The 26,824-nt window shown below is 45.3% G+C and carries 15 protein-coding genes; 1 reads left to right on the plus strand and 14 read right to left on the minus strand.

Annotated elements, in window-relative coordinates:
- Positions 1-31 precede the first annotated feature (31 nt).
- The 8 genes from bsh to NQ536_RS11060 form a co-directional block, all read right to left on the minus strand.
- Entirely contained in the window at positions 32-1,012 is a 981-nt protein-coding gene (gene bsh, locus NQ536_RS11025) for a choloylglycine hydrolase (RefSeq protein ID WP_004849896.1), read from the minus strand.
- A gap of 31 nt (positions 1,013-1,043) precedes the next feature.
- Positions 1,044-1,472: a GNAT family N-acetyltransferase gene (locus NQ536_RS11030; RefSeq protein ID WP_044997826.1), complete on the minus strand. Its 429-nt coding sequence runs from the start codon at positions 1,470-1,472 to the stop codon at positions 1,044-1,046.
- 196 nt (positions 1,473-1,668) lie between these two features.
- Positions 1,669-2,688, minus strand: a complete 1,020-nt coding sequence (locus tag NQ536_RS11035) for a sensor histidine kinase (RefSeq protein WP_004849888.1) — start codon at positions 2,686-2,688, stop codon at positions 1,669-1,671.
- A 24-nt stretch (positions 2,689-2,712) separates the two neighbouring features.
- Positions 2,713-3,381, minus strand: a complete 669-nt coding sequence (locus NQ536_RS11040; protein ID WP_004849887.1) for a response regulator transcription factor — start codon at positions 3,379-3,381, stop codon at positions 2,713-2,715.
- A gap of 15 nt (positions 3,382-3,396) precedes the next feature.
- The gene (locus NQ536_RS11045) at positions 3,397-5,478 is read right to left on the minus strand and encodes an FtsX-like permease family protein (RefSeq protein ID WP_004849884.1); all 2,082 of its coding nucleotides are present in this window, start codon (positions 5,476-5,478) and stop codon (positions 3,397-3,399) included.
- On the minus strand, positions 5,468-6,241 hold the full coding sequence (locus tag NQ536_RS11050) for an ABC transporter ATP-binding protein (protein WP_004849881.1): 774 nt from the start codon (positions 6,239-6,241) through the stop codon (positions 5,468-5,470). The genes NQ536_RS11045 and NQ536_RS11050 overlap by 11 nt, the downstream gene beginning before the upstream one ends.
- A 174-nt stretch (positions 6,242-6,415) precedes the next feature.
- Entirely contained in the window at positions 6,416-6,538 is a 123-nt protein-coding gene (locus NQ536_RS11055) for a hypothetical protein (protein ID WP_004849879.1), read from the minus strand.
- A gap of 34 nt (positions 6,539-6,572) precedes the next feature.
- Positions 6,573-6,815: a solute carrier family 23 protein gene (locus NQ536_RS11060; RefSeq protein WP_015534066.1), complete on the minus strand. Its 243-nt coding sequence runs from the start codon at positions 6,813-6,815 to the stop codon at positions 6,573-6,575.
- A gap of 147 nt (positions 6,816-6,962) precedes the next feature.
- Between NQ536_RS11060 and NQ536_RS11065 the strand changes: the two genes are divergently transcribed.
- Positions 6,963-8,759 carry an alpha-amylase family glycosyl hydrolase gene (locus NQ536_RS11065; protein WP_004849876.1) on the plus strand — a complete coding sequence of 599 codons (1,797 nt, stop codon included), beginning with the start codon at positions 6,963-6,965 and terminating at the stop codon, positions 8,757-8,759.
- Positions 8,760-8,822: 63 nt separating this feature from the next.
- Here the strand turns inward: NQ536_RS11065 and NQ536_RS11070 are convergent, their stop codons facing one another.
- The 6 genes from NQ536_RS11070 to NQ536_RS11095 all read right to left on the minus strand — a co-directional run bounded on the left by NQ536_RS11070 (position 8,823) and on the right by NQ536_RS11095 (position 26,818).
- Positions 8,823-9,617: a hypothetical protein gene (locus NQ536_RS11070; protein ID WP_004849874.1), complete on the minus strand. Its 795-nt coding sequence runs from the start codon at positions 9,615-9,617 to the stop codon at positions 8,823-8,825.
- Between the two features lie 140 nt (positions 9,618-9,757).
- The gene (locus tag NQ536_RS11075) at positions 9,758-10,339 is read right to left on the minus strand and encodes a xanthine phosphoribosyltransferase (protein ID WP_004849872.1); all 582 of its coding nucleotides are present in this window, start codon (positions 10,337-10,339) and stop codon (positions 9,758-9,760) included.
- Positions 10,340-10,609: 270 nt separating this feature from the next.
- A complete protein-coding gene (locus tag NQ536_RS11080) occupies positions 10,610-13,051 on the minus strand; it encodes a LuxR C-terminal-related transcriptional regulator (RefSeq protein ID WP_004849870.1) in 2,442 nt (813 codons plus the stop codon).
- Between the two features lie 196 nt (positions 13,052-13,247).
- On the minus strand, positions 13,248-23,297 hold the full coding sequence (locus NQ536_RS11085; RefSeq protein ID WP_044997825.1) for an InlB B-repeat-containing protein: 10,050 nt from the start codon (positions 23,295-23,297) through the stop codon (positions 13,248-13,250).
- Between the two features lie 253 nt (positions 23,298-23,550).
- On the minus strand, positions 23,551-26,154 hold the full coding sequence (locus tag NQ536_RS11090) for an ABC transporter permease (protein ID WP_004849865.1): 2,604 nt from the start codon (positions 26,152-26,154) through the stop codon (positions 23,551-23,553).
- Entirely contained in the window at positions 26,117-26,818 is a 702-nt protein-coding gene (locus NQ536_RS11095) for an ABC transporter ATP-binding protein (RefSeq protein ID WP_004849863.1), read from the minus strand. The genes NQ536_RS11090 and NQ536_RS11095 overlap by 38 nt, the downstream gene beginning before the upstream one ends.
- Positions 26,819-26,824: the final 6 nt, after the last annotated feature.

A 26,824-nucleotide genomic window follows, 5' to 3' on the forward strand; every position in this document is an offset into this window, starting at 1 on the left:
AGCATCCTTTCTCCCTTGTAAGCCACATACATCAGTTCTGCCAATTGATATTCTCCCTCTGGATAAGAGGGTATCTGGCAAGCTCTGCGCCGTCCAAATTCTCCCTGTTCATATCCACTGCATTTATCTGATGACCCTCGTAGGTATTGTAATAGTATATTCCCTTGTCAGCGTTGCAGCAGGACGTGTATATAGTGATCTCATATTTGTCAGATGCCACCTCACAGCATCCCCTCTGCTGATCCACAGAACCGAGTATATGGAAAAACTGGCTCACACTCTCAGCCTCAGAATCTCCAGACAGACTGTTCTGCTTCACAAATGCCACCCTGGCAAATCTTGACGTCGACGACAGATCCCCAGGAAGTCCTATTGCTCCCATGCCACGGCTGTACGTATTCAGTCCCACCTCCGGTGCAAATGTGTTCAATGGCTGCTTTGGCGACAGTCCCATATACTGATTGAGCAAGAACATCTGCTGCGGAAATGGCGGGTTGTTCGTGAGAACCCCAACAGGATTCTCATACACATGAAGTCCGTCAGCCATGCACTCCACTGTTATGGCGCCATTTCTGTCCGCGATGATCCAATGAAGCTGTGCTGTAGGAAGCTGCTCGGAAAACGGTGTTCCTGTCAGAGTCATCCTATCCAGTGCCACCCTTGCCTCGCCTACACTGGCACAGCTTCCGAGTATCCATGGAATAAACTCATACTGGGCAACATTGTCCCTATCACCGCTCTCATCCACTTCCTGATACGCGGCATTTCCAACGAAATTCAGGCCTGCCATTCCAAGCCCCTTTTCATTTATAGCATCATAGTAGAGAGGATAGCCACCCGCCACATGTGCCATCCCTATCATGGCATAATGGCTGTCCTTCCTGCCCATATATCTGAATTCAAACGGATAATTTCTCGGAGTCACGGTGATCTCATCGCCGTACGAGAATTCATAATCAAGTGTTCTTCCAAAATAGAAATTCTTTGTCTTATATGTCGCTGCTGTACACATATTTGTCTCCTTTCAAATCTCCACAGATAATTTATATCATCATCTCAAAGCCGTAGCAGCTCTTTTCAAAGCCATAGTGCTCGTAGAAGCCATGTGCCCCTGTCCTCGGAAGTCCGGAATCAAGGGTGATAGCCTTGCATCCCCTCTGCTTTGCAAGCTCCTTTGCATGATTCAGGAGTGCCACACCATATCCCTTGCCACGGTCCTCCTCTCTTGTTATGAGACTTGACACATAGCATGTGAGCCCCGACATCCAGAATGTATTTAAATAGTCTCCATGGCACATGCCTCTGCAAATGCCTTCATCCCATAATAAAAACGCAAAGCTGCGTTCGTCATCTATGACGTCCATATATACTTTGCGTATTTCTTCCCTGTCATATGTATTATATGTCCATAATTTTTCTATAAAATCAAATACAATATCAAAATCCTCTGCTGTCGCTTTTCTGATCTCCATAATTATATTCTCCTTTCCCACTGAGTTTCAGTCCACGTAAACTGACTTTGCACCATCAACTAAATTACAACCAATGCTTACATTATAAAATATCAAAGTGATTATTAACAGACCGCCACTCATAAATTTATTATAAAATATCCCGGTAAAAAGTGAGGAGGCAGATACGCACAACGCTGTATCTGCCTCCTCACTTTTATATCTTTGTCTCCACATCCGGGAATTCAAGTACTATCTCAAATCCATTCTGCCACTTTGAATTTGCCGTCACTGTGATGCCTAGGTCATGCGCCATCTCACTGACAAGATACAGTCCCATGCCCGTTGCATGCTTCCTGTTCTCACCCGAATCACCCGTGACACCCTTCTCGAATATGTATGGCATGTCACAGCTCTTTACACCTATGCCATTGTCACTCACGGACAGCAGCTTTTTGTCACCCGCCGTCCAGAAGTCAAATGATATCTCCGGCTGCTCATTTGTGTATTTCATGGAATTGCTCACAAGCTGACCGAGTATAAACTGCAATCCCCTGCGGTCACTGTACACCTCTCCATTCTCAAGACACTTTCTGACCCGTATGCCCTTCTCCTCAAGCAGGGATCTGTAGTCAGCTATCACCTCATCCACGCATTCTTCCACATCTATGCTCTCCATGAGATAATCCTTGGAATCGCTTTTCAGTCTGGCGTAGTAGAGCATCTGGTCCACATAGTTCTGCATCTGGCTGGTCACATTGTCCATCTTCATCACAACATTATGAGGCAGCTCATCTCTCCTGTTGTCCACCACAAATGTCAGCAGAGAGATGGGGGTCTTGATCTCATGTGCCCAGTTCTCCACATACTCCTGATAATCCCTGAGCTGTCTGCCACTCTGCATCACTGAATCTCTCAGATCGTGAAGCTCCTCCGACAGCACGCTCACATATTCCTGTTCAGAAGCCCCGCACAGGCTCCTCATTTCTATCTCGCTCTGTTCATCCGGGTCAGTGACAAATCTCCTGAACGCCTCAATCTTCTTCCTGTCCTTTATACACAGCACCGAGCACACCGCCGCGAACAGTATCACAGTGAACATGCCAACCAGCACCCTTATTCTGACAAATGCCTCTGGTGCCACAAGCCACATGAAGAAGCAGAACGCCACGTCCGTCAGAAGCAGCAGACCAAGCCAGACAATATTCTGTTTTATAACAAGTCCAAATCTTTTCATATTTTCTCCACTCTGACAAGTGGGTCAGGCACCTCCGTCCCCAGGGAATATTTTGTATCCAACGCCTCTTACAGCTATGATCTTTGCCTTCATATCCAGTCCCGCCATTTTCTTTTTGAGTCTTGTAAGATTCACCTGCAGGGCATTTTCATCTATATACTCCGATGTGCCCCACACTGCCTCACAAAGTTTCTCCTTAGACACGACATCTCCTCCGCTTGTCATAAGTGTCTCAAATATACGTCCCTGATTCTGTGGAAGCACCGCAGATCTCCCATCTATATACAGAGTGTATGTCTGAGTGTCCAGAAGAAACCCTTCTCCTTCGATCAGGTTCTGTCTGCCCTCGTACCTCTTGAGCACATTTGCCACCCGGGCCAGAAGCCGCTCACGGCGGCATGGCTTCGTGAGGAATTCATCAGCGCCCAGCTCCAGCGCATGGAGCTCGTCCTTTAGCTGGTCCCTCGATGTGAGAACCAGCACCGGGACAGAGCTCCGCCTCTTGATCTCCCGGCATATGTCAAAGCCGCTCCTGCCAGGAAGATTGATATCCAGCAGAAGAATATCCGGAGCCATGTCCAGTATCTGTTCTATTATGTTGTCAAATCCATCTGGCTTAACTGCCCTGTATCCTGCCTTTGTCAGCATATCCAGAAGTTCATCGCACATGAGGACATCGTCCTCAACCACCATCACACACTTCACCGTTTACTCAACCCTTTCCGGTGTCATCATCGCCATGAGATATCTGTTGCTTGAGCGTTTCACCGCTGTCATATAGATATATTCTACCACACACAACAGGATTATCATAACCGCAGCTATGATAAGTATCTGTTTCACACTGCCTCGCATGGATTCTGACAGGATTCCCGTGAGCAGAGCACGCACACCGAATATACTGCTGACCGCCGCCACGGCAACCGGGATTCCGAAATACCAGCCCACCTGTCTGTTTGCTGAGCTGCAGAGCATTTCGTATGTCGCGCCAAGCTTCACAAGGGTTCTGTACCTTCTGCCGGACTTTCTCTGTCCCATCAGGAACTGAACACCGATTATGGTATTTGCGATTATGAGGAACACCACCGCCAAATAAAGCGTTATATATCCTGCAGCCACCGTGTAGAACATATTTCTTCCTATGTTCTGCAGATAACTCTCGCAATCAGCGTTTATACTCTCAAAATCTATGCCGTCAAGTTTCTCATTTTCGTCCATTATGGCTTTCATGAGGCCCTTATCGTCCACGATATCCTTTTTGAGAACGGCATTTACATATAACTCGTAATTGTCATTTGTCAGTCTGGCAAATGTATCATCGTCCACGATAAGTCCGAACGACAGGGTTATCGATGAATCTGTCACAATCTTCGTGGTCTGGACCTCTCCGGTCAGATGATACTCATCTCCTCTTACATCCACCTCCGGACGCTCTGCCAATACCTCATTCAGTAAACCTCCGCGGTAATCAGTAAAGAAATCCGTATAGAGTGCCAGTTCATTCTCTCCGAGCTCCAAAGGCTCCTTTCCCGCAGTCTCAAGCACCTTGTTGTACGCACTCTCCTGGATCAGGTAAGGGTATGTCATGTATGACATGTTATTTATAAGCACGTCCCTGTCCTCTGAAACCTTGAGTTTTTCAAGTGCGGATATGACATTCCCCACGTTCACAGCATCATCATGGGACTCATTTTCACCCATCTTTATATAACCAAGCTTCATATCGAATACGTCCGAGAAATCCTCCAACACGCCGGTTTCCTCCAGTTTCGCGCGGATATTCCTGCTGTCCGTCTCAGCGTCACCCCCATATGAGGCAAATGTATAATCGAGCACATGATCCATATTCTGTCTGGATATACATATGCCAACGCCCGCACCGCAGCAGCACAGAGCGCCGAGTATGAGTATCGAGCTTATTGCAAGCGTTCCAGATTTTGTTGCTACATTTTCGTGTATCTGCCTGAAACCGAACACAGCAAGTGGTTTTGAGCCATTTGCACGTCTGGCCAGTGCATCAACAAAGAGCCTGAGACCGAAAAACAGCAGGAACATGCCAACAAATCCCAGTGTTATGGTGACCGCCATATATTTTACGCTGATCCACGAATAGCCACCTATTCCCTGACAGTATGCAATGACCAGCGCAACAAGACCGAGGACTGCACTCACACCATACACAGGAGCCGGAAGCTGTTTCTTCTCTGTCTCCGGTGTATCTACAAGGAGATCGCCTATCTGCTTTCTTGCAAGCTTACCGCTCAGTATGAGAAATGCTGCAAGCTTTATCGCTACAAATCCAACAGTTGTCAGTATGACTGCCTGCAGTGAAAATGATACGTGATGACCTATAACGCCAAGACCTACCAGTCTGGCTGTGAGAAGGCTGACCACCTCAGACATCAGGATCGCTATAGGAAGTCCGATGAGCAGAGCCACTACGCTGCTGCCCAGATCCTCCGCAATCAGCAGGGCAAAAAGCTTTGATCTCCTCATCCCCATCATTATATACATTCCAAGTTCGTGCCTCCGTCGTTCGAGCTGGTATTTGCTTGCATAGTATATAAGAAAGAACAACATGACCAGTGAAAATACATAGAACACCGCCGCTATCTGAAGAAGACTGTTCACCGCATCGCTTTCAAGACTTCTCAGGAATATCATCACATCCTGATGGGACAGCGCCAATATGATATAAAATGCCACTATGGACACGACCAGCGAAGCGAAGAACAGACCATTCTCTTTCCTGCTTCTCCGGCTGTTCCTCATTGCGAGTTTAAAGAACATTTGCGCTGCCTCCTCCCATCTGCGCCATCAGCTTGAGTATCCTCTCATAAAACTCCTGCTGTGACTCTCTCTCCATATCTCTTCTGAGCTCATGGAATATCCTGCCATCCTGTATGAAGAGTATCCTCTTGCAGAAGCTGGCCGCATTTGAGTCGTGGGTCACCATAAGTATGGTAGTGTTGTCATCCCTGTTCAGTCCCAACAGTTTCTCCATGAGTGCCTTTGCATTTCTTGAGTCGAGTGCTCCGGTCGGCTCGTCCGCAAGAATGATCCCCGGATTAAGTATGAGTGCTCTGGCGGCCGCAACCCTCTGTCTCTGACCACCAGACATCTGCGATGGGAATTTGTCAAGCACGTTATCTATCTCCAGATATGATGAAAGCTTTTCCAGTCTGTTTCTGCTCTCATCCTCGGATACACCGTGTATTGACAACGGAACCATAATGTTCTCTCTGCCTGTTAGATTGTCCAGAAGTTCAAAATTCTGGAACAGATAACCTATCTCCCTGCCTCTGTACTGCGCAAGCTTCGCACCTTTAAGCGCCTGTATCTCTTTGCCCTGAAGCTCTATGGTTCCGCTGTCAGGCTTTATGACCGTTGCGATACAGTTCAGCAGTGTGGACTTTCCCGATCCACTGCTACCCATGATGCCAAGGAACTCCCCCGGCATGACCTGAAATGATATGCCGTCCAGAGCCTTAGTCTGGTTTGGCTTTTTGCCATAGTATTTCTTCAGTGATTCTATCTTTAATAAACTATCCATATTGTTCACCTTTCTTTATTTTTATTTGGGGGGATTTTTGCCGATTTTCTTATAATGGGGACGGAGGTACCTGACCCCTTTTGACCTATTTTTGAAAAAGCAAAAACAGCGCCGTTCTGAAATTATAATATCAGAACAACGCTGTTATTAACACTTACACCTTATGAAAGGTTTTTACTCTGCATCCTCAGTCTTTGGGGCCTCGTGGGCATCCATGTTCTTAGGAAGCACAAGATTCAGAATGATGGCAACTATGAATACAACAGCCACACAGTTCTCAGCAAATACCGTCTGCACGATCTTAGGGAAAAGTTACTGATATGATCGCGTTTCAGTTGAACTCCGGCTTAAATGGCATGATGTGAGGGAGCGCTATGACTGATGTTCCGCTGAGTGCGGAGAAATCCACCATACCCATGCACACTGCTACTATATATCCAACCACAAGTCCGAACAGAACTGAGAGCTGCTTCCAGTATGACTTTGCAAATATATGGACGAGCAGACAGCACGCCAGCGTCACTACTCCAATGGAGTCTTTTTCCTGCATCTGTGGCTCTGTCGTGCAATACATACATGACTTTTTGTCGCATTTTTCTAATTTTTTTAGTATAATATAAACGTTGTGGGCAGCTTCTGATAACACTTGCAGCTCACAGCGTATATCAAATAATATCGGGTGCTTTGTATTTGACAGCACCTAAAATATGGAGGGATAACTATGGCATGGTATGATGAGGCAGTTTTTTATCACATTTATCCACTGGGACTTACGGGAGCCCCTAAACAGAACGACTACGGTGAGCCTGTTCACCGCTTAAACACCCTGCTTCCATGGGTGGATCATATAAAGGAGATTGGCGGTTCAGCACTGTACATCGGACCACTCTTTGAGTCAGTCGGACACGGCTACGAGACTACAGATTACAAGAAGCTCGACTCCCGTCTCGGAACAAATGAGGACCTGACAGCATTTGTGGCTTACTGCCATGAACAGGGAATAAAGGTCATCTTCGACGGAGTGTTCAACCACACAGGCCGTGACTTCTTCGCATTCAAGGACATCCAGGCAAACAGAGAGAATTCACAGTACAAGGACTGGTACTGCAACGTGAATTTCTGGGGTAACAACGAGTACAACGACGGTTTCTCTTACGACAACTGGGGAGGCTATAACCTTCTCGTCAAGCTGAATCAGAAGAATCCTGCTGTCGTTAACTATATATGCGATGTGATTCGTTTCTGGGTGAGTGAGTTCGATGTGGACGGAATCAGACTTGACGCGGCAGACGTTCTTGACTTTGATTTCATGAAAGCACTACGCCGCACAGCAAATGAAGTGAAGCCGGATTTCTGGCTCATGGGTGAGGTTATCCACGGCGACTACAGCCGCTGGGTAAACGGCGAGACTCTTCACAGCGTCACCAACTACACACTTCACAAGGCTCTGTACAGCGGCCACAATGACCACAACTATTTTGAAATCGCGCACACTGTAAGACGTCTCCAGAACATGGGAACATTAAAGCTCTACAACTTCGTAGACAACCATGATGTGGAGCGTATCTATACAAAGCTTACCAACAAGGCACATTTTGCACCTGTACATGTATTGCTCTACACTCTTCCGGGTGTGCCTAGCATATACTACGGTTCAGAATTTGGTATTGAGGGACGCAAGGAATATGGCTCGGACGACAGCTTAAGACCAGCTCTCAATATAGAAGATTACAAGGATTCAGTAAAAACTAACCCTTGCACAGCACTCATCGCCGCACTAGGCAAGGTACGTCAGGCTGTTCCTGCGCTGTCATATGGCAGCTACGCTGAGCTGATGCTCACCAACAGACAGTTCGCATACGCAAGGGATCTTGACGTAACACGTGTCATCGTGTCAGTGAACAACGACGATGCACCAGCCGGAATGCACCTTGCAGCAGGAAACTGTGCAGCGTACATCGGCGCCCTGTCAGGCGAAAAGGTATCTGTCCAGGATGGACATATCAACATAACCCAGCCAGCAAACAGCGGTGAGATCTGGGTGCCTGAGGGAACAGACCTGAATGTCAAGCCGGTTAAGGCTCAGAGCGTAAATGTTGAAAATACTGATAGTATAAATACGAATATAGAAGCCTCTAGCGTGGACACAGAAAAAGCAACAGACATGGTCGTTGAGGACACACAGTCCGAAACTACCAAAGCTGAAGATACTAAAGCTGCGGCTCCAAAAGCTGAAACCGCAAAAACAGCGTCAGAAAATACAGCCTCTGAAACCACAGCTAAGGAGTCCGAATCAGAAAGCACACCAAACGCTACAGCCTCCGATGATCCTGCAGATCCAGAAACCATCACAGTTGACTGGAGCAAGTCTCCGGAATCCATGACAGTTCCTGAGCTTCAGGCTGCTGTCCTGGCAAAACTTTCCGGCAACGGTCCTGTTGATGCGCAGATGAAGAAAACTGTCACCGACAACATCTGGCATGACTCTCTTGTGAACTGGCTGAAGAGTTTTAGATAAAATTACGTAGAAACAGCCAGGTGCATATTCTCCAAATTGGAGAACATACACCTGGCTATTTTTTCACCTAAAAATCAACAAATTGCAGCCTGCGGCCATCAAACCTGATATAACCATCAAAAAAACTGCTGACCATATCGCCTGACTGCTGAATATACCACTGTTTTCCAGATAAAATTCGTACGGATTTTCTGGGTTGATATAAAGATATACCACATCGCCTTTACTTATATTCAGTCCATATACATATGTCTGCTCATACACTTTATACTGCTTATCCCTGTATGTAAATTCAAATACTCCCGCCTCCGGATATCTTCTGCCGGCTCTCATATCCTGTCTCATATCTGCACGTACATCATGGCATACAGCTTTCACAGTAAATGAACATCTTCGCTCAAGCGCTTTTCTCTTACATATCACAGAGAGCAGTGTTATTGCACTGACCACAAAGAATGCACAGGCAAATATCTCTGCATAAAATGCTCCAACATTGCAATTTTCTCTCCCCAATATCCGTTCCGGGAGCAATACTATCTTATCCGCAAAAGAGCCATCTTTCACAGCACACGCCGCCCATATCAGCGCCGATGCAGCACCGGCAAACACAGATATGAACACTATACCGATGATGCTCCCCCGCTTTCGCTTCTTAATCATCGGAATAAGAGTCTTTAGAATTATGACAAGAACTATCCCGGCAAAAAACTGCCCCACAACAAGCATAACAGCATCCGTTCCGATCTCACTTGCAACAAATCCGGCTATAATACTGGCAACAAACCATATGCCAAATATTACGCCTCCAATTTTCTCAGGCATAGAAACATTTTTTTCTTCTAAATTGTTATTTCCCATATACCCCACCTCTCAGCAAATATCCGCCATTCATATAAAAAGAAAACTGAGAATCTGTCAAGTCATGTCAATTCTCAGTCTCTCTTACCTATATATTATTCATGAATCTTATATATACCATCAAATATCCCGCAGCGATCCTACTGCTCCCTGAACTTGATCTCTCCCGTAGCAGCGTCCATGCTGTCCACTATCGCAAGTGACTCAAGATGATATCCGAGATTTCTGATGACCTGTCCGCCTGTCTGGAAGCCTTTCTCAACTGCTATTCCGATTCCTTCAACGCTGGCACCTGCCGACTTCACTATGGAGATAAGTCCCTGAAGCGCACATCCATTTGCAAGGAAATCATCTATGATAAGAATCTTGTCCTCAGGATTGATGAACTTCTTGGACACGATAACCTGATTCTTGCACTTGTGTGTAAATGACTCAACCTCTGCCACATACACATCGCCCTCTATGTTGATGCTCTTTGACTTCTTCGCAAATACAACAGGCACATCAAAATGTCTGGCAACAACACAGGCAATGCCTATTCCGGATGCCTCTATAGTAAGGATCTTGTTGATCTCTGTTCCCTCAAATCTCTTCTTGAACTCCTCACCGATCTGATCAAACAGACGTATATCCATCTGGTGGTTCAGGAAACTATCCACCTTGAGAACATTGCCCTCCTTTACTATTCCATCCTTAGTTATTCTCTCTTCCAAAAAATTCACGTCGTAATTCCTCCTTGAATACCTGTCAAATACGAATCCGTCCGTACTCGCTCATTCTCTAAGTTCCAAACGTCATCTTCACCAACACTTTTATGCTATACGGAAATTATCCTCTTCTTAATCTGACGTTACTGATTCGCATGCAATCATAATTATAGACATAATACAACAACAATCTAAGTTTTTCCACCCTAATTATATACATTCATATACAACTTTTACATAAGGTATATTCAAGTAAATCACCACCGAACACAAATCTCACAATCACTAGATAAGTCCCCTGTTAGATGCCTCCCTGACCGCCCCGGCCTTATCAGTCACCCCGAGTTTCCTGTACACCTGGTTCAGATGATACTTTACATTCGCCTCCGACATGCTGAGTCTGTCCGCTATCTTCTGCCTGGACAAGCCCTCTGCCTGCAATTTAAGTATGGCTGTAGCAGTCTCACTGAGCTGAACATCATCCACTCCCGCTTTCATATATCCGGGGTAGTATCTCGTCATACTCTCAGTCTCCTTCTGCAGTTGTCTGAAATATGCCCTTCTTGTGGCTATCTCCTTGTCGTCAGCACCATCTTTCTCGACTTTCCATCCACAGGTATTTATAAGAGTATTCACTGCCGCACCTTCCCTGGATATAACCCTTGTAAAGCTGTATTCCATCGCAGTATCAATAACATGGCACATTGCCATTTTCCAGTCATCATTTTTCAATCGCTGCAAAGCTACAGCCATCAGCACACCACATTCTATCCCTATATACGTACGGGACATCATCTCAGCATAATACCTCAACTTTGTCAGCAGCGAATATGCCTGTTCATTCCGTCCACTTTGAAGGTATACTCTTACTTTGGTGAGATAGATAAACCTGTCATATATCCTGAATTCAACATTTTCATCCGGAGCATTTTCCATCCACTCTGTAACATAGGCTCTATCTCCTCTGTACAGGCTGCATCTGGTCTCAAATGCATATATATTGGGAAGGAGATTTTGTCCTTCCTCTTTTTCAGCCTTTTCCTCTATTCCATTCAAAACCTCAAGAGCCTCCTGTGGCTTTCCGTTCTGCAAATGCAGCCATGCCAATATACCATCAGCAACAAAGCACTGCTCAATTTTTCCTCCTGCTTCCGCCTGCATTCTGCCCTTTGCCGCAAGCGTTGCCACCTCGTAATTATCTCCGCTCTTTTCAAGAAAGCTCTCCGCCAAAGCAAGATTTACAAGACCTTTTCCGTATTTTCCAAGTACAAACTCAACAATCCTGCCAACCTTAGACGCCAACTCTCTGTCTCTCTTGCTCCACTCACAGAAATCTTTTCCACCATTCATCATTGATGGCAGATTGGATGTAACCGACCATTCCTGTATTCTTACTTCTTTATTAAAAACCATGGTGTATGCTGACTTCAAAAGCTTTAATACATCAACACTTCCCCTGTGCGGCAGACCAATATCCAGATACAGCAAAAGTCCCTTTGCATTTTTCCTGGCACTTCCTTGGTTTTCATCTGCATATAATTTTAGTCTGTCATACCATCTTTCACTCTCATCAGGATTTAGAAGGAGTGACTGCAGCATGCTCATACCACACATAAGCTCAGGACTTTTCTCGATGACATGATCCGGAAGCTCCAGATAATATTTTTTCAGGTCATAGTAATAACCACTGTTCGCTGCATGTCTGGCATTATCGACAAGTATTGAAACTATTCGCTCTGTAACTCCTGCATTTTCATACATCTCTAGAGCTTTCCTTATATCTCCGTTAAGTCTGTAAAACAGCCCGGCATTCTCATACAGGCCTCTTATACGTTCCTTCTCGTACTTCCGCTTAAGACGTCTGCGCATAGATACCCTCATGTAAAACTGCAGCTGATACTGTGTATTGCCATCCTTATCAACCCGGCTGGTCATAAAGTTTCCAAGCCACTTTGCCCTCTCGATCAAAAGCTCACTGTCACTTCTTCCAGTTATCATCTCAGCCTGTTTTGTTGTAAACTCATCCACCACGGATATTTCCATGAGAAATTCCTGCATTTCCACATCCCAGTTATCATACACATGATACTCAAGGTAATTACACATCTCATCCTCAACGCGTCTCGAAAAATCATTATACATATCATCTGTCATCTTGCTTGTACATGCCATTTCCATGTATTTGATGTGGCACATCTCCACAGCCAGCGGAAGTCCTGTAGTCTCATAGTACAATCTCTGCACTTGTGCCTCATTCATACTAAATCCAGCGTATTCAGCATACTTCTTTATATCCTCCAGACTGAACATAAGCAGCTTGCTGTCCACCACATAAAATCCTTCTTGAAATCTTACAGCAGAAAGCCACGGGGGAACCGGACACCGGCCAACGAGTATAACCCATACGTCTTCTCTTCTAATGAGTTCTATGATCTGCTCCCTCACTGTATCCACATCTCCCCATGAGAGCTCGTGCAGATTATCTATGACAATTATTTTTCTTGCATTGCTGACTTCTATCACAAGGTCATCCGGTCTGATACCGCCAGCATCCACCAGCATGTACTTACGTGTTCCCAGATATCTGCTGACAAGAGTCGTCTTTCCCGAACCACTGACTCCATAGATATACGATGTTACATTCTCATCATCCGCCGTTCTGAGAAGTCTCCATGCTTTTTTCGGTTTTATATAATATCCCTTATTACCTGTAGCTGCCTCTCCCATACTATGCCTCTCCTTATCCTATATGCCAATCAATGAAACCGTGCCGTCACAATCTATATTCTAAACCGGTTTTAAGATTTCCACAAACATTCCTGATCACGATACATGCATCTGTTTTCTGCCATTTTCTTATAAAAACACAGCCGGAGTCTGGTCTCCCAGACATCCGGCTGCTTAAGATCTCCGGCAATACCGCCTATCTAACTGTAATCTGTACTGGACTAGACACACCGCTTATCGATATGACATAAATCGTACATTTGCCTGACGCCTTAGCCTTCACAACTCCGTTTGCATCCACTATGGCAACATTTGTATTTGTTGAATAGTAGAATGCTCGAGGTCCATGCTCTGCACCGAGAAGTAACTTCGATGCGTTAGCTGGCGTAAATACCGGTTTCAATGTAACCGCCCGCTTTACAGACATAGTGTATGCCTTCTTTGCAAGTGTCACTTTCTTTATATTTGTTCGTTTTTCACTGTTTAATACAATGTGAAGCAGCACGCTCTTGTCTATGTACTTCTTCTTTCCATTTACAAGTTTGTATGCCTTAACCTGTATTTTTACTATACCACTCTTGCTGAGTGCAGTTCCATGCATTTTTGTGATAGTAGTCTTGTTACTTGATGCCCCCCTCACTGTCTTTACAGGGTTCTTTGTATCCATCTTCTTTGAACAATTCTGCATGAACACATCATATCCATTAGCTCCGGCAACCTTGCCCCACTTTATAGTCAGGCTCTTGTTAGTTATGGCTGTCTGGATATTCTTGTTTATTCCCGCTGTATCTCTTGCAGGTATCTGGGCAACAAACTTTGCATTTATGGTCATATTGTTGTTTGCTGCAACACGAACTGATGTCTTTGTACTCTTAAAGCTTCCAGACCAGTATCCAAGCTTGCAATTCTTTGCCGCCTTGGCTGTACACACGATAACAGTTCCTTCCTTTATCGCTGAGCCGTTCTTAACTGTCTTTCCATCCGCTGTCTTTACAGATATGGTTCCATTTACAGTCTTGCCGATTGCGATCTTGACATATCTGTACTTGAATGCAGCGCTTATCTTCATGTTCTTTGTCACAGTGAGCTTCACTGTGCCGCCCTTCTTGCCCTTGGCATCTCCGCCCCAGGCCGACAGATCACAGTGCTTTGCAGGAACTGCCTTGCACACGATAACTGTTCCTTCCTGTACCAGCTGTCCATTTGCTATCTTCTTGCCATCAGCTGTTGTCACAGTTATTTTTCCGTTCTTGACTGATGCTATATTTACCTTTGCATACCTTGCCTTGAACGCTGCGCCAACTGTGATGTTTCCATCAAGAGCCTGCTCAAATGTGCTCTCAGTCTGATCTGCCGCATCGTATGTCCATGTGTCAAAATCATAGTATTTGTCTGGTACTGCTGTATATGTGAGAAGTGTTCCTTCATCCATAGTCTGACCATTTGAAACTTCTGTTCCGTCTTCCTTTATAACTGTGATCTTTCCGTGCTGTGTATCCGCTATATTGACCGTATACAATCTGACGGCGTCAACTGTAAATGTCATATTTTCTGTCACATTCTCAGATACTACTCTGTATGCACCGGTTTCAGTACCATCCTCTGTGCGCACCGGAGTCACTGTCATAATATTCTCTTCCTGTCCAGAAACAGCATCAGATACAGTTATACCTCTGATTCTCCATCCATTTTCAGGTGTGATCGTCACACTGGCATCACCGTTTGCTCTCACCATATTGTCTATCACAGAACCATCTTCCGCTCTGAACACAACATTGTCAGGCTGCTTTGTAAGCTCTGATACCGTGTAGGCTGCTTCACTTCCTGCTTCACCTTCTACACTATTTGTCACCAGCTCATTTGCCTGGTTATAGTAACCTTCCGCAGGTATATAATAGCCCTTCTTGTCTACCAGCTCGGCACTTACCTCTATGCTGTTTGTCACATTTTTAAGAAGTATCTTATTTGTGAATCCAAAGTCTTTTCCAGACTCTTCCTTTACTATCCTGTCACCTCTCATATATCTGACTGTCCATGACTGTATCATGTAGTCATCGCCAGGTGTGATCTCAAAACTTACATCTTTTCCGGAGCCCACTCTGACTGAATTGTTCTCAGCATTTATGACTTTAAGTCCTGATTCATCTCCATCCTCAGCCACGTATCCGGCTCTGATATCGATCTTGTCGTATTTCTTGACCGGATCACTGTCCTTAAAGATCACATCGACCAGAAGTGATGGCGATACATAGGCATATACCGATCTGTCCTCCGTCAGATCATCTATCTGGTATGTGAGTTCTGTCTTATCGACTTCTTCTCCGTCAACTATCCAGTACTCTACTGTGTTGTATACATCCCTTGGTCTGACTGTCACCTTGAGATCTGCATGACGCTTTACCTTGACCTCGCCTGATGCAATGTCGAGCTTTACACCCTCAGATTCTGCCTCTATGTCAGCAGTACCAGTTCCGTTTATTCCCAGTTTTACTGTATATTCCGGAATCTCCACAAACTTCACATACACAGCAAGGTCTGCATATACTGCGTGTGCGCTGTACTCAGGCTGTTCCTGATTCGTTCCTTCTATGGCTTCTGTGCACTCAGGGTTCTTATACCAGCCCTCTATCATCTGGCCTTCCGCAGGAGCTGCCGTGAAGATGACATCCCCGCCTGCTATCTGACTATCACCGCTCACTATCGCCTTCTTGTCTGTTCCGTATACCGCAGATACCGTTCCAAGATCAGGATCATTTGCCGCAAATGTAATTACTGCCTTAAGCTCTTTCTTCGAAAAATGAGCTGTGACATCTGTATCCGATGACACCTTGTCTATGACAAGCACATCCCCGTTAAGCTCAGATGCACTGTACTGTTTCTCGCCGTCTGAAGTCTTAACCGTGTATCCCGTACACTCCATATACTGATCCGGAATAGCCGTAAACTTAAGCATTCTGTCGCCTCTGATATCCGCAGACTCTCCATATAGTGTCTCTCCTGATGTCACGTTCTCTGCCTCTATCTGTCCGGCTCCGTCCGCTGACCATGTTATCTTATACACAGGTCTGTCAAACACAGCCCTCACATCAACTCTCGTATCCTTTGGCACTTTGTATGCAAATATCTTCTCTGCCACGCCCTGACTGATTCCATTTACAAGCCAGTCTGCAACTTCATATCCTTCTGCAGCCGTCGCTGTGAATTCCACATATGAAGCAGCACCTATCATATCTCCTGATTCGAGCACCAGCTTTGTAGATGTGATCATGGCGCTCACCTCACCTGTTCCCTCTGTCTCAGGACCAAATGTGAGTACATCACCAACCAGCTCAAGACCAGCCATAACTGTCACATCAGATGAATCTCCGTCAACCGTGATCTTAAGGGTATCATTTACTTTCTTGTCTGAATATAACTTTATATTCTCCGTCTCGCTTGTCAGCTTATGTCCATTTATGATCCATTCTTTTACATTGTATCCATCATCAGGCACAACCTTGAATGTGATGACAGAATCTCTGTATATGTCTGTGATCTGCGCAGATTTGCTCTCCGTTGCATCACTTATGGTATCTCCTATCTGTATGTATGAAGGGAGATTTTTTCTTGACACATCTGCACTTATAGAGCCGTGTGTCTTTCCTGACGCCTCTCCAGCAGAAGCCTTCTCTATCACTTTCAGAGAATACTCAGCCTTCACGGATGGTGATATCTTTCTGTATGTGGCATTTACTGTCACATCCCCTGTAAATCCATCTGCCGGAGCACTCCACGTAAACGTGTATCTCTCTGTTCCGGACTCAGCATCCGCAGTCTCAGCCAGCTTTCCTTCTCCGCTGTTCTCCGCAAGACTGAATACATCCTCTCCTGCGTAATTTACCTTTATGTCAGCTATCTCATAATTTCTCTTCACCGCAAATGTGAATTTCAGATCATCCTTACTTGCATATGCGATACATCCGCCATTTGCCAGATCAGAATCTCCTGACCTTGCAGTCATCTCTGTGTCATTTCCTGATGTCCACGACACAACCGGCTGTTTGTAGAAGTATACGACAACCTTTGTATCCTTGCCGAGATATTCTAGTTCATACCTCTGGGCGCCAGCACCTTCTGCCTCAGCATCAACCTTCTCGCCATTTACCTCCCAGTATGCTATCTCGTAGCCTTCATTTGGAGTTGCTGTAAATACTATGTCACTACCCTGAAGCTGCTTGTCACCGGATACAAGTGCGTCTGTACCTCCTGCAACCACAGCATCTACTACACCGGCTGCATCATCATCCGCACCATATGTCACCTTGTATCTGTTCGGCGCAGTGTACTTAACTGTATAATCGAGGTCTGAAGCTATATCATACACTGTCATCGTCCTGAGATCCGCTGATACAGTTCCAAGTTCCTGTCCATCTGCTGCTGACCATCCGTCGAGAAGAAGTCCTGACGGAACTGTAACCTGAATGGTTACGTTGTCGCCTCGGCTGACTTCATATATACCGTCTTCACCGCTCTCTATAATCACTGTGCCGTCAACTCGCTGAGCCTTGACTGTGACATCCACACCTGTTGTCACTGTAGTCTTTCCATCGCTTCCAACAGTTACAGGCGAGACTGATATTTTGAAATTCTGTGCTTCTGCAAAATATGCCGTGATAAGTGTATCCTCGCTGATCTCCTCTGCATCATATGTGAGAGATGTGTTATTTGTCACTCCATCTTCCGCGAGAACGGTCTCCGGAACTCCATCTTCTCCCGTAACAGTCCAATGATCCAGAACATATCCTGCTGCCGGAACCGCAGTGAGTCTTACCTTCTGTTCTATATGAATGTTTGCACCTGAACCGAACGATTTTCCAATTGTTCCATCCGTCACATAGTTTGCTTTGAGTGTTCCATGAGCCTCATTGTCAGGCTTGTATGTCAGCTTGTGATATACAGGCTCAAAGTTTACTGCTACATTCATGTTTGCTTTCAGCTTATCCATCTGGATCTGGTCATCGCTGCACGCCTTGCCACCGGATGTTCCACACTGTGGATCCGTAACTGTCTTTCCATTTAGTGACCAGCTCTTAACCTTATATCCCTTATGAGGAGTAGCAGCTAAAGTGATCGTTGAGTTCTCAGGGAGTCTTGTTCCACTGTCAACTGTGAGTCCGTCACTGTTTTCATTTCCAGGCTGCTGGTACTTGATTGAAACTGTGCCATGTGTATTTGCCGGCCTGGCAGTGACGGTGTACACGTTTCCTGTCAGTGTGTATGATGCTTTAACCAGGTTTATTATATAGTTCTTCTCAAGTTCATTCATAACCTGTGAATGCTGATCGCCCACCTTGACGTATGCAACATCTATATCATATATACCCGGCAACAGCCCACTTACTCCATATGATCTGAGCTCGTAATCCCTGTCTCTCTGAGGCATTATGTCGGTATCCCATGCCTTGAGACCTGTTATCACCGCATCCTCGCACTCTCTTACAGAATCATTTACACTTTTCTCTGTATCCTGGGCAGCTATCTCAAGCTGTGCCCTTCCAACATTTATATTCTTCTGAGTCTTGTCTCCGCCATTTGATGCCGTTATCTGGAACATTCCAATAGACTTCGGTATAAACACGCCGTTTGCAAGTTCGTATTTGTCTGTGTCCTCAAATTCTCCTGTCTTATTATTCTTTATCTTAACTGTGTATTCTGAATCGTCCGTGATATCCTGAAGCTTTCCTGTATTGTCGTATGACACTTTCTCCAGAGACATCTTCACTGAATCTCCGTATCTTACATTATCCTGCATGGTCAGATTCATGTTCGTCTTTCCCTCAAATGAGGTATATATAGACATCGAGTCAGATATACTGTCGTTGTACTGTTTGTTTCCTGCAAAGTATACATATACGTTGTATATTCCCTGTCCGGATGGCTCCCACTGTGCAGTATAGCAGCCATTTGCTCTGTCGTACTTACCAGCTATGCGCTTGCTCTCAGGCCCTGTAATGACAAATTCCACATCTCCCTGTACATCCTCACCTGACAGTGATTTTGGCTGACAGCTGAGTGTGATCTTGTCTCCTGTATATGTGACCTCTGCTCCTGTGGTCTCAGATCTCACCGTCTTGGTCTGATATACTGATTTGAGATCAGTCTGGACCACCTTGACAGTATCTGACACATTCAGAGTCTTCTTTGAAGTCATCGTAAAACTTCCGCTTTCACTATCTGCCACATAATAGTACACCGTACTGTCTTCACTTCCCGATGTGTTTCCGAGGAGATAGAAGTTCTTGCTGCCATCCTCTGATACCCATTTTGCGAGTATCCTGTCATATGTAACATCATCAGATGCATATGACACCTTTTCACCTGCATAGTCATCTGCATTTACGCTGGTCAGCTTGTAAGTATTGCCATCAATATCTGCGATGAAATCTGATTCACTCACACCATATGCCGCGCCACCCACATCAGATGCTTTAAATGTCTGTGATTCTTCCACGTAACCATCGCTGTCCTTTTTGACGCTTACGCTGCATGGATAGTAATTCTCGTTACTATCTTTCCACATATAGTTTGTTCCGTCGCTGACAAGAATATATTCCCTGACTCCGGATGTTACTGTTATAAGATTTCTCTCCTTAGTCACGTTCTCCACCTTTGTAGTCTCTGAGCCCGATGCCCTGACTACGCTGCCATCCGACAGATCTTTATTCTCGGTATCGTTGTGCGCCAGAAGCATGACCTTGCTGTCCGCCTTATTTACAGTGAGTGTCGCAGTCTTGGTGTAGAGTGTGATGTCGTTGTAATAAACTCTGCATCGATATTCGTTTCCATCCATTTCATCACTTACATCAGTAAGTCTGAGCGTAGGATTGCTGCCTCCTGTCGATACGCTTCTCCATCCATTATCTGTATTAACCTGCCAGTTGTATCCAACGCTCTGGTTTACTCCATCCCCATCATAATAAACCGCATTTGCCGCAAATTCTGCATTTCCACCCGCAAACGTATTTGTATCATCAGGGTTCTTTGTTATATGGAAATTAGAACTGTCCTGAAGTGTCGTCGCGGTTGCCGGACGGCTGAACAGACTCTTTGAACCATTTGCCTGAAGAGCCCTCACTGCAAATGTGTAAGTCCTGTTGGAATATAGTCCCTTCACTTCATAGTCAGTAACTGTATATGGCACAACTGCCTTGCTGTTGTAATTACCTCCTGCATCAACGATACAGACCTCATAGTAATCTGCATCATTGGACGGTGACCACTCAAGACTGACACTGTTTCTCGTTGTGTCGACAACAGAAAGTCCCATCGGCATACGCGCCGGACGAACAACATTCTTAACATCATAGCCAATGACGAACACTGAATCACTGTCGCTGTTCAGCTTTGCAGTGTTCACCCGCAGCTGCCAGTCAAATGAGAAGCCTGTGCAGTCTGCCGGAACATTGTCCACCGTTCCACTGTATGTAACACCATTCGAGCTTACACGGGTGTAACCAAGACCCGCATGCTGGCTTGATGTCACACCGACAATGACCTTATTACCGAGTCCTCCGCCTCCAGCACCAAGCTTTTCGTTCGCCTCAAGGAACACTTCAGTCGAATACTCGTTCTCATCAGTCACAGATATCGTCTGAGTCTGATCTGCACCAGAGCTGGCATTTACAGAAGAATAATTGTTATTTCCACCTGACTGATAGGTGTACTTTAATTTACCTCCAAGAGTCTGGTATGTAGCAGGGTCTCCCGCTGTGTTATTCAGAATATTATTATATATCTCGTTGAGACCCTTGCTCCTTCTTGCAACCTTGTCGTAATCTGCCACATCTATGATTGAAGTTGAAGGTCCGAGACATACCGGCATAACCACCGGCTCCCATTTTCTCGCAATCGGATCATATATGGAGTATTCGTAATACATATATTTCAAACAGTACAGAACGACCTGATCAGAACCTCCACCTGCGGCATTATATGTTATCTCATATTCCGTTGTCTTTGTATTTGCATATTCAAAGCTTGCTCCATACGAAAGTTCAACCTCTACCTCACCTGCTCCGATGAGCTGGATCTCCGACGACACATACGCGCCAACTGATATTGACAAGTTAGCTGATACCGTGTTCGATGAACCTTTGCTTGTTGAATATGATGTTCCACCGTTATTTACATATTCATATACTTCCTGAACATCATCAAAATACGGACTTGCCTGAAGGATTGCATAGACCTCTGGATTTGTGTATACCGGATACTCTCCCTCGTACTTTAACCGCACACTGTCATTATCAATATCCGGAAGACACAGTGAAACAAATGTTCCATACATATCCTGTCTGCTGTTCGACTGGCATACTACACCCTCCTGACTGCTGTATGGGCTGCCGCCATCCATAGAAAATGTCGCTATGTCCAGCCAGTAATAATCATCTTTATCATTGAGTTTCTTCTCTCTGTGCACTCCCACAACGCACACAAAACTCTGTCTGTAATTGTTCCCCTTGGCATCCTTATCGACACAGCCAACCCTGACATCGCCGATCCACACCTGATCTTTTTTCTTCTTGTCGTTGCCCTGATTGCGCTGGTCGGTACATATACTCATGCTTCCTATCTCCGAACCTGTTATTCCGCCATCTTCCAGTGAGAAAGCATATACCTCTGCGCCAAAAAGCACACTGTCATTTTCATTATTGCCGTTCATGCCCTTAAGGTCTGCACACGCAAGCGCCATAGGTGCATTCACAGGTCTGTAATATTCGTTACTTTTAACCTCGTGATATTTCACGATTTCTTTACTCTTAGTCCCCAGGCTTCTCGTATGATAATCTGACAACACATAATTATCCGTCAGACTATCGTAGTATACGTATCTGTATGCAGCCTGCGTGGCTTCATATTCCCTCTGCACATATTGAGAATTGCTCGAATAATATCCACCAACTATAAGTCCTGTGACCATGGCTCCTGATCCAGGATACTTAAACCGGCCAAATGCACAATTTGCAGCATACATTCCATAGTTCTGTTTTCTGCCATCTGTGTCTCCAAGTGACACTTCATTCAGACCTTCTATAGGGACAAGTCCGCCGTCTTTATATGTATAGACGGTCATATGACCTGCCTTTGCCATGTTGTAATTCAGAACTGATCCAGATACGGCAACCGCGGCCTCATCCCGGCCATCCTGCTCCAGATCACCGCCGGCCAGAGTTACCACAGGAGCTCTTCCTATTCCATAATCACACCACGATCCACCCGCTCCACTTTCATAATTAGATGCAAGCCCGCCCGGTATGCTTATATTATTTCCCTTTGTGAACCTGCCGTTTCTCTTGCCATAATATACATCGACTATGGCATAGCGTATGTTCTGATCGTTTATATTTCTATCCTCGTAAGTTCCACAGTATACGAGAAGATCTTCAAAACCATCTCCATTCAGATCGGCCTTTTCGATCTCAAACATCGCATCCAGCTCCTGCTGGTATCTTCTGATAAAATACAAAAGTCCATCGCCATATGTAGAATTCTTGTTTAAAGTAGGGGTAAGCGTAGCAATTGAAGATCTTGTACCATCAGCTGCTATCTTGAAAATACTCACATCTATCTTTCCGCGGTACTCCTTGCCGTCTATGACAGTTTTAATACTTTTCCATCCAGCTGGACTGAATGCTTTATCTCCATGTACTCTTAGCTCCGCAACGTAGTTGGTTTTTCCGTCGCCTCCATCAAATGCAACGCTTGTCGCATACAGGCCGTTAAAACCATTACTGTCCTTTTTTAGAACATTTCCCATGTTGCTGCTTATGTTACTGTCTCCCGATCCGCCGTGTTCCACTTTCACATTATCTTCGCCAAGATCATAGAAACCATACGCTCCGTACAGATTGCCAAGGCTGCTGTTTACCTTTGTAGTCCTGTCCTTGAAATCTCCAATCCTGTCAAATCCGTCTCGCACAGTGTACTTGTTTCTGTAATTGCCGTTTGCCGCAACGTATACCTCATTCACCTCTGCAAATGTAGATATATTATCCTTGTCATACGGCACCGCAGCTTTGCTTTTGTCTATATCGGTGCTAAGACCCAGAGCTTTGTATGTACTCTCGTCAATCTCTGTCTCGACCACCGTCTTGCCTGTTTTCTTCGAGCTGTCCGCCGCGTATGCTTTTTGTCCGGGAATAAATCCGGACAGCATAGATAGCACCATACTGGCCGTCAGCGCCCAGCTTATCGCCCTCTTTCTCATAATTTCTTCCTCCCTTTCACTTAAAAAACTAACCATGAGCACCAGCCGTTTTAAGCTGCCACATTCTGATATCAATAATATATTTACAATTATAATTGCTATGTTTTTCCATGTACACTAACCAAAAGGCTAGTAATAGGCGTGAAAACAACTTTTTTGCAAAAAAATCCACAAAACGTACCGTCTATACTGTACGCCCTGTGGATCGTAATAAACATCTAAACTATTCTGTTACATGCCATATATGAAAGGATCATTCCACCGACTTAAGCGATTCCGCCATATTTATCTTATCAAGCTTGACTGACATAACTCTGTTAACAAGAAAATTGAACACAAATGTCAGAACGATACTGTACACATAGCTCATCGGCGCTATATATGTATCAAATGCGACCATATCCACCTTGATCTGTCCTATGACAAATGCATGCAAAAACACTCCAAGCACAAGTCCCACAGCGATTCCAAATGTCGTCAGGACTCTGTTCTCCCTGAATACATAAGCTGAAGTCTCGTTTTTGAAAAATCCCAGAACCTTTATAGTTGCTATCTCCCTGATTCGCTCTGTGATATTGATATTTGTCAGGTTGTAGAGGACGATAAATGCAAGCGCACCAGCCGAGAGTATGACTACAATTACTATATAATTCAGACTCTCCATCATCTTGGATATCCTGTTCTTCATATCCTTGTTGATAGTCACTGACGCTGTTGCTGCATCACCCATAAGATCAGCAGATATCTCGTGCGAATCTGCGCCCTCCTCAAGATTGAAGTACACCGATTTGTACTGAGGTGCCTCCCCCATCTGATCCTCATATGTTTCAGGTGATATATACACATAGTTGTATACATGATTCCTGAATATGCCTGATACGGAAACTCTTATCTCTTTCATCTCGCTGTCTCTGACCGTTATTACATCGCCCGTTTTGATGTCGTACTGTTCTGCCAGCGCAGTATTGATCACAGCTTCCCCTTTGCCCGGATATTCTATCTTCGCACCATCTTTATCCGCAAACTTCATATACCTGTCAACGTGCTCAGGTTCTTCCATGATGACCATGTTCACGGACTTTACGCCACCATCATGAACCAGATCCCAGGTAGATTCACTGACGAGATCATAGCAGGAGGTATCCTCGTCCAGCCGGTCTTTCAGACTACTGAAGCGCTCATCTTCTCTATCACCCGCAATCGAAGTATTCAGCGTTATCACTCCATCTCCGACCTGTATCTCCCCATACTGATTGTCCGCAAATCCGCTTATGGAATCATTTATTCCAAAGCCTGTGAGCAGCAGCGCAGTACAGCCGCTTATTCCTATTATCATCATAAAAAAACGCTTTTTATATCTGAATACATTTCTGACACTTACCTTTCTCAGAAATTTCAGTCTCTTCCATATAAATGGGATATGCTCAAGGAACACCCTCTTGCCCGGCTTCGGAGCCTTAGGCCTCATAAGGCTTGCCGCAGTCTCAGAAAGCTCGTATCTACAGGAAAACCAAGTTGTACCTACAGTGCACAGAAGCGAGGCTGCCAGCACGCCAATAACCAGCGTCCAGTCTGTGGTTCTCTCAAGCGGCATATGTATATACATCATATTATATGCGTACCAGATAACCTCCGGAAATACATATGTACCTATAAGATATCCACCTGCACATCCTACTACAGCTGCAGTTCCCGAATAGATCATATATTTTCCCATGATAGCCGCCTTGCCATAGCCGAGAGCCTTCAACATGCCTATCATAGAGCGCTGTTCCTCAACCATTCTGTTCATGGTGGTCATACACACGAGCACGGCAACCAATATGAAGAATACCGGAAATACCTTTGCAACTCCATTTACTATATCTGAATCGCTCTCAAAGCAGACATATCCGATATTCGTCTCTCTGCCGAGTATGTAGTAGTTCACACCATCTGCATCATCCAGCGTTATGTCCTTCACCATATCCTCCGTCATACCCTTTGCCATGAGGATATCCTTATACCTGTCTAACACACTGGTCTTGCATATTGACTCCCATTCGTCTTTCCTGTCGTCTATATAGTCTTCATACTCATCGGCATATATATCAAACTTTCTGTCAAATTTCACATATATATCGGTGTAGCATTCGCTGTCAAATGCTTCAGGACTGACATATACAAAGCCCGCGATCTTACCGTTTCCAAGGGTTGTGGTGCCTCTCTCAAAATTAATATAAAGAGGGGAGTTGACAGTTCCGACAACGGTGAACTTCTTCACCTTCAGTATATCCTGTGTACTGCTGCCCTCGCTTTCGTTTCCCGGGTCAGCAATGTCACTGTCTGTTTTCCCGTCAGACTTGCCTTCTACAGCATCGTCATCTGCCACCTCTATGACATCACCTATCTTTATACTGTCCATCTTGGCATCTACAACACATTCATCTTCCTTTTCCGGCATGCGTCCGTCCACAAGACTCAGTTTGTTGATGTTTTCCGGAACTGACATAGTCTTCAACACCCTGTCATTTTCACCCTGGTTCTTGTATAGGACGTCCAGGCTGTAACCGCCCTCTGCGTACAACACATCCTTCTCCCCGGCAAATGAATCCACGTCATCATCCGTGTATCCCAGAGTTGACAGAAGATGCAGATCATAGAAATTTCCCTCGTCAAGGAATTTTGATATGGTATTCATCATATCCGGCTTCGTCATCTTGAGACCCGAAAAGAATCCCACGCCCAGGGCTATGATCGCCATGATGGCTGCAAATCTTCCAAATGTATTTTTTATCTCACGAAATGTCGTGCGTCTCATCATTGATTTCATAGGCCACCTACCATTCCAGATCTTCAACGTTCCTGATGTTATCATTCATAACCACTTTCTCCACAGTTCCGCTCTTAACCGTGATAACTCTGTCCGCCATGGCTGTGAGTGCCTGGTTGTGCGTTATGACTATAACTGTCGTTCCCGTATTTCTGCATGTATCCTGAAGGAGCTTCAACACCGCCTTGCCCGTGTTGTAGTCAAGCGCGCCCGTCGGCTCATCGCAGAGCAGGAGCTTCGGATTCTTCGCCAGAGCCCTTGCTATGGCAACCCTCTGCTGCTCACCACCGGAGAGCTGTGCCGGGAAGTTCGCCATACGATCCTCAAGTCCCACCTGCTTCAGAACTGTCGCAGCATCCAGCGGCTCCTTGCAGATCTGTGCCGCCAGCTCCACGTTCTCAAGCGCTGTGAGGTTCTGTACCAGATTGTAGAACTGGAACACGAATCCCACATCATACCTTCTGTATGCCGTGAGCTGTTTCTTATTCAAAGTTGATATCTCTCTGCCATCCAGCTTCACGCTGCCGCTTGTCAGAGTATCCATACCGCCAAGTATATTCAAGATAGTAGTCTTGCCCGCACCGGAGGCTCCGACTATGACGCAGAACTCTCCCTTTTCTATCTCAAAATCCACATCGCGCAGAGCATTGATCTCCACCTCCCCTGTCTTGTATACTTTCTTTACATCTCGAAATTCTACGTAGCTCATCCTGCA

It is taken from the genome of Coprococcus eutactus (genome assembly GCF_025149915.1).
GTDB lineage: Bacteria > Bacillota > Clostridia > Lachnospirales > Lachnospiraceae > Coprococcus > Coprococcus eutactus.

Bases quoted from the DNA above. Each gene is read 5' to 3' on its own strand.
- bsh (WP_004849896.1), bottom strand. From the start codon at position 1,012: ATGTGTACAGCAGCGACATATAAGACAAAGAATTTCTATTTTGGAAGA.
- NQ536_RS11030 (WP_044997826.1), bottom strand. From the start codon at position 1,472: ATGGAGATCAGAAAAGCGACAGCAGAGGATTTTGATATTGTATTTGAT.
- NQ536_RS11035 (WP_004849888.1), bottom strand. From the start codon at position 2,688: ATGAAAAGATTTGGACTTGTTATAAAACAGAATATTGTCTGGCTTGGT.
- NQ536_RS11040 (WP_004849887.1), bottom strand. From the start codon at position 3,381: ATGGTGGTTGAGGACGATGTCCTCATGTGCGATGAACTTCTGGATATG.
- NQ536_RS11045 (WP_004849884.1), bottom strand. From the start codon at position 5,478: ATGTTCTTTAAACTCGCAATGAGGAACAGCCGGAGAAGCAGGAAAGAG.
- NQ536_RS11050 (WP_004849881.1), bottom strand. From the start codon at position 6,241: ATGGATAGTTTATTAAAGATAGAATCACTGAAGAAATACTATGGCAAA.
- NQ536_RS11060 (WP_015534066.1), bottom strand. From the start codon at position 6,815: ATGTATTGCACGACAGAGCCACAGATGCAGGAAAAAGACTCCATTGGA.
- NQ536_RS11065 (WP_004849876.1), top strand. From the start codon at position 6,963: ATGGCATGGTATGATGAGGCAGTTTTTTATCACATTTATCCACTGGGA.
- NQ536_RS11070 (WP_004849874.1), bottom strand. From the start codon at position 9,617: ATGGGAAATAACAATTTAGAAGAAAAAAATGTTTCTATGCCTGAGAAA.
- NQ536_RS11080 (WP_004849870.1), bottom strand. From the start codon at position 13,051: ATGGGAGAGGCAGCTACAGGTAATAAGGGATATTATATAAAACCGAAA.
- NQ536_RS11085 (WP_044997825.1), bottom strand. From the start codon at position 23,297: ATGAGAAAGAGGGCGATAAGCTGGGCGCTGACGGCCAGTATGGTGCTA.
- NQ536_RS11090 (WP_004849865.1), bottom strand. From the start codon at position 26,154: ATGATAACATCAGGAACGTTGAAGATCTGGAATGGTAGGTGGCCTATG.
- NQ536_RS11095 (WP_004849863.1), bottom strand. From the start codon at position 26,818: ATGAGCTACGTAGAATTTCGAGATGTAAAGAAAGTATACAAGACAGGG.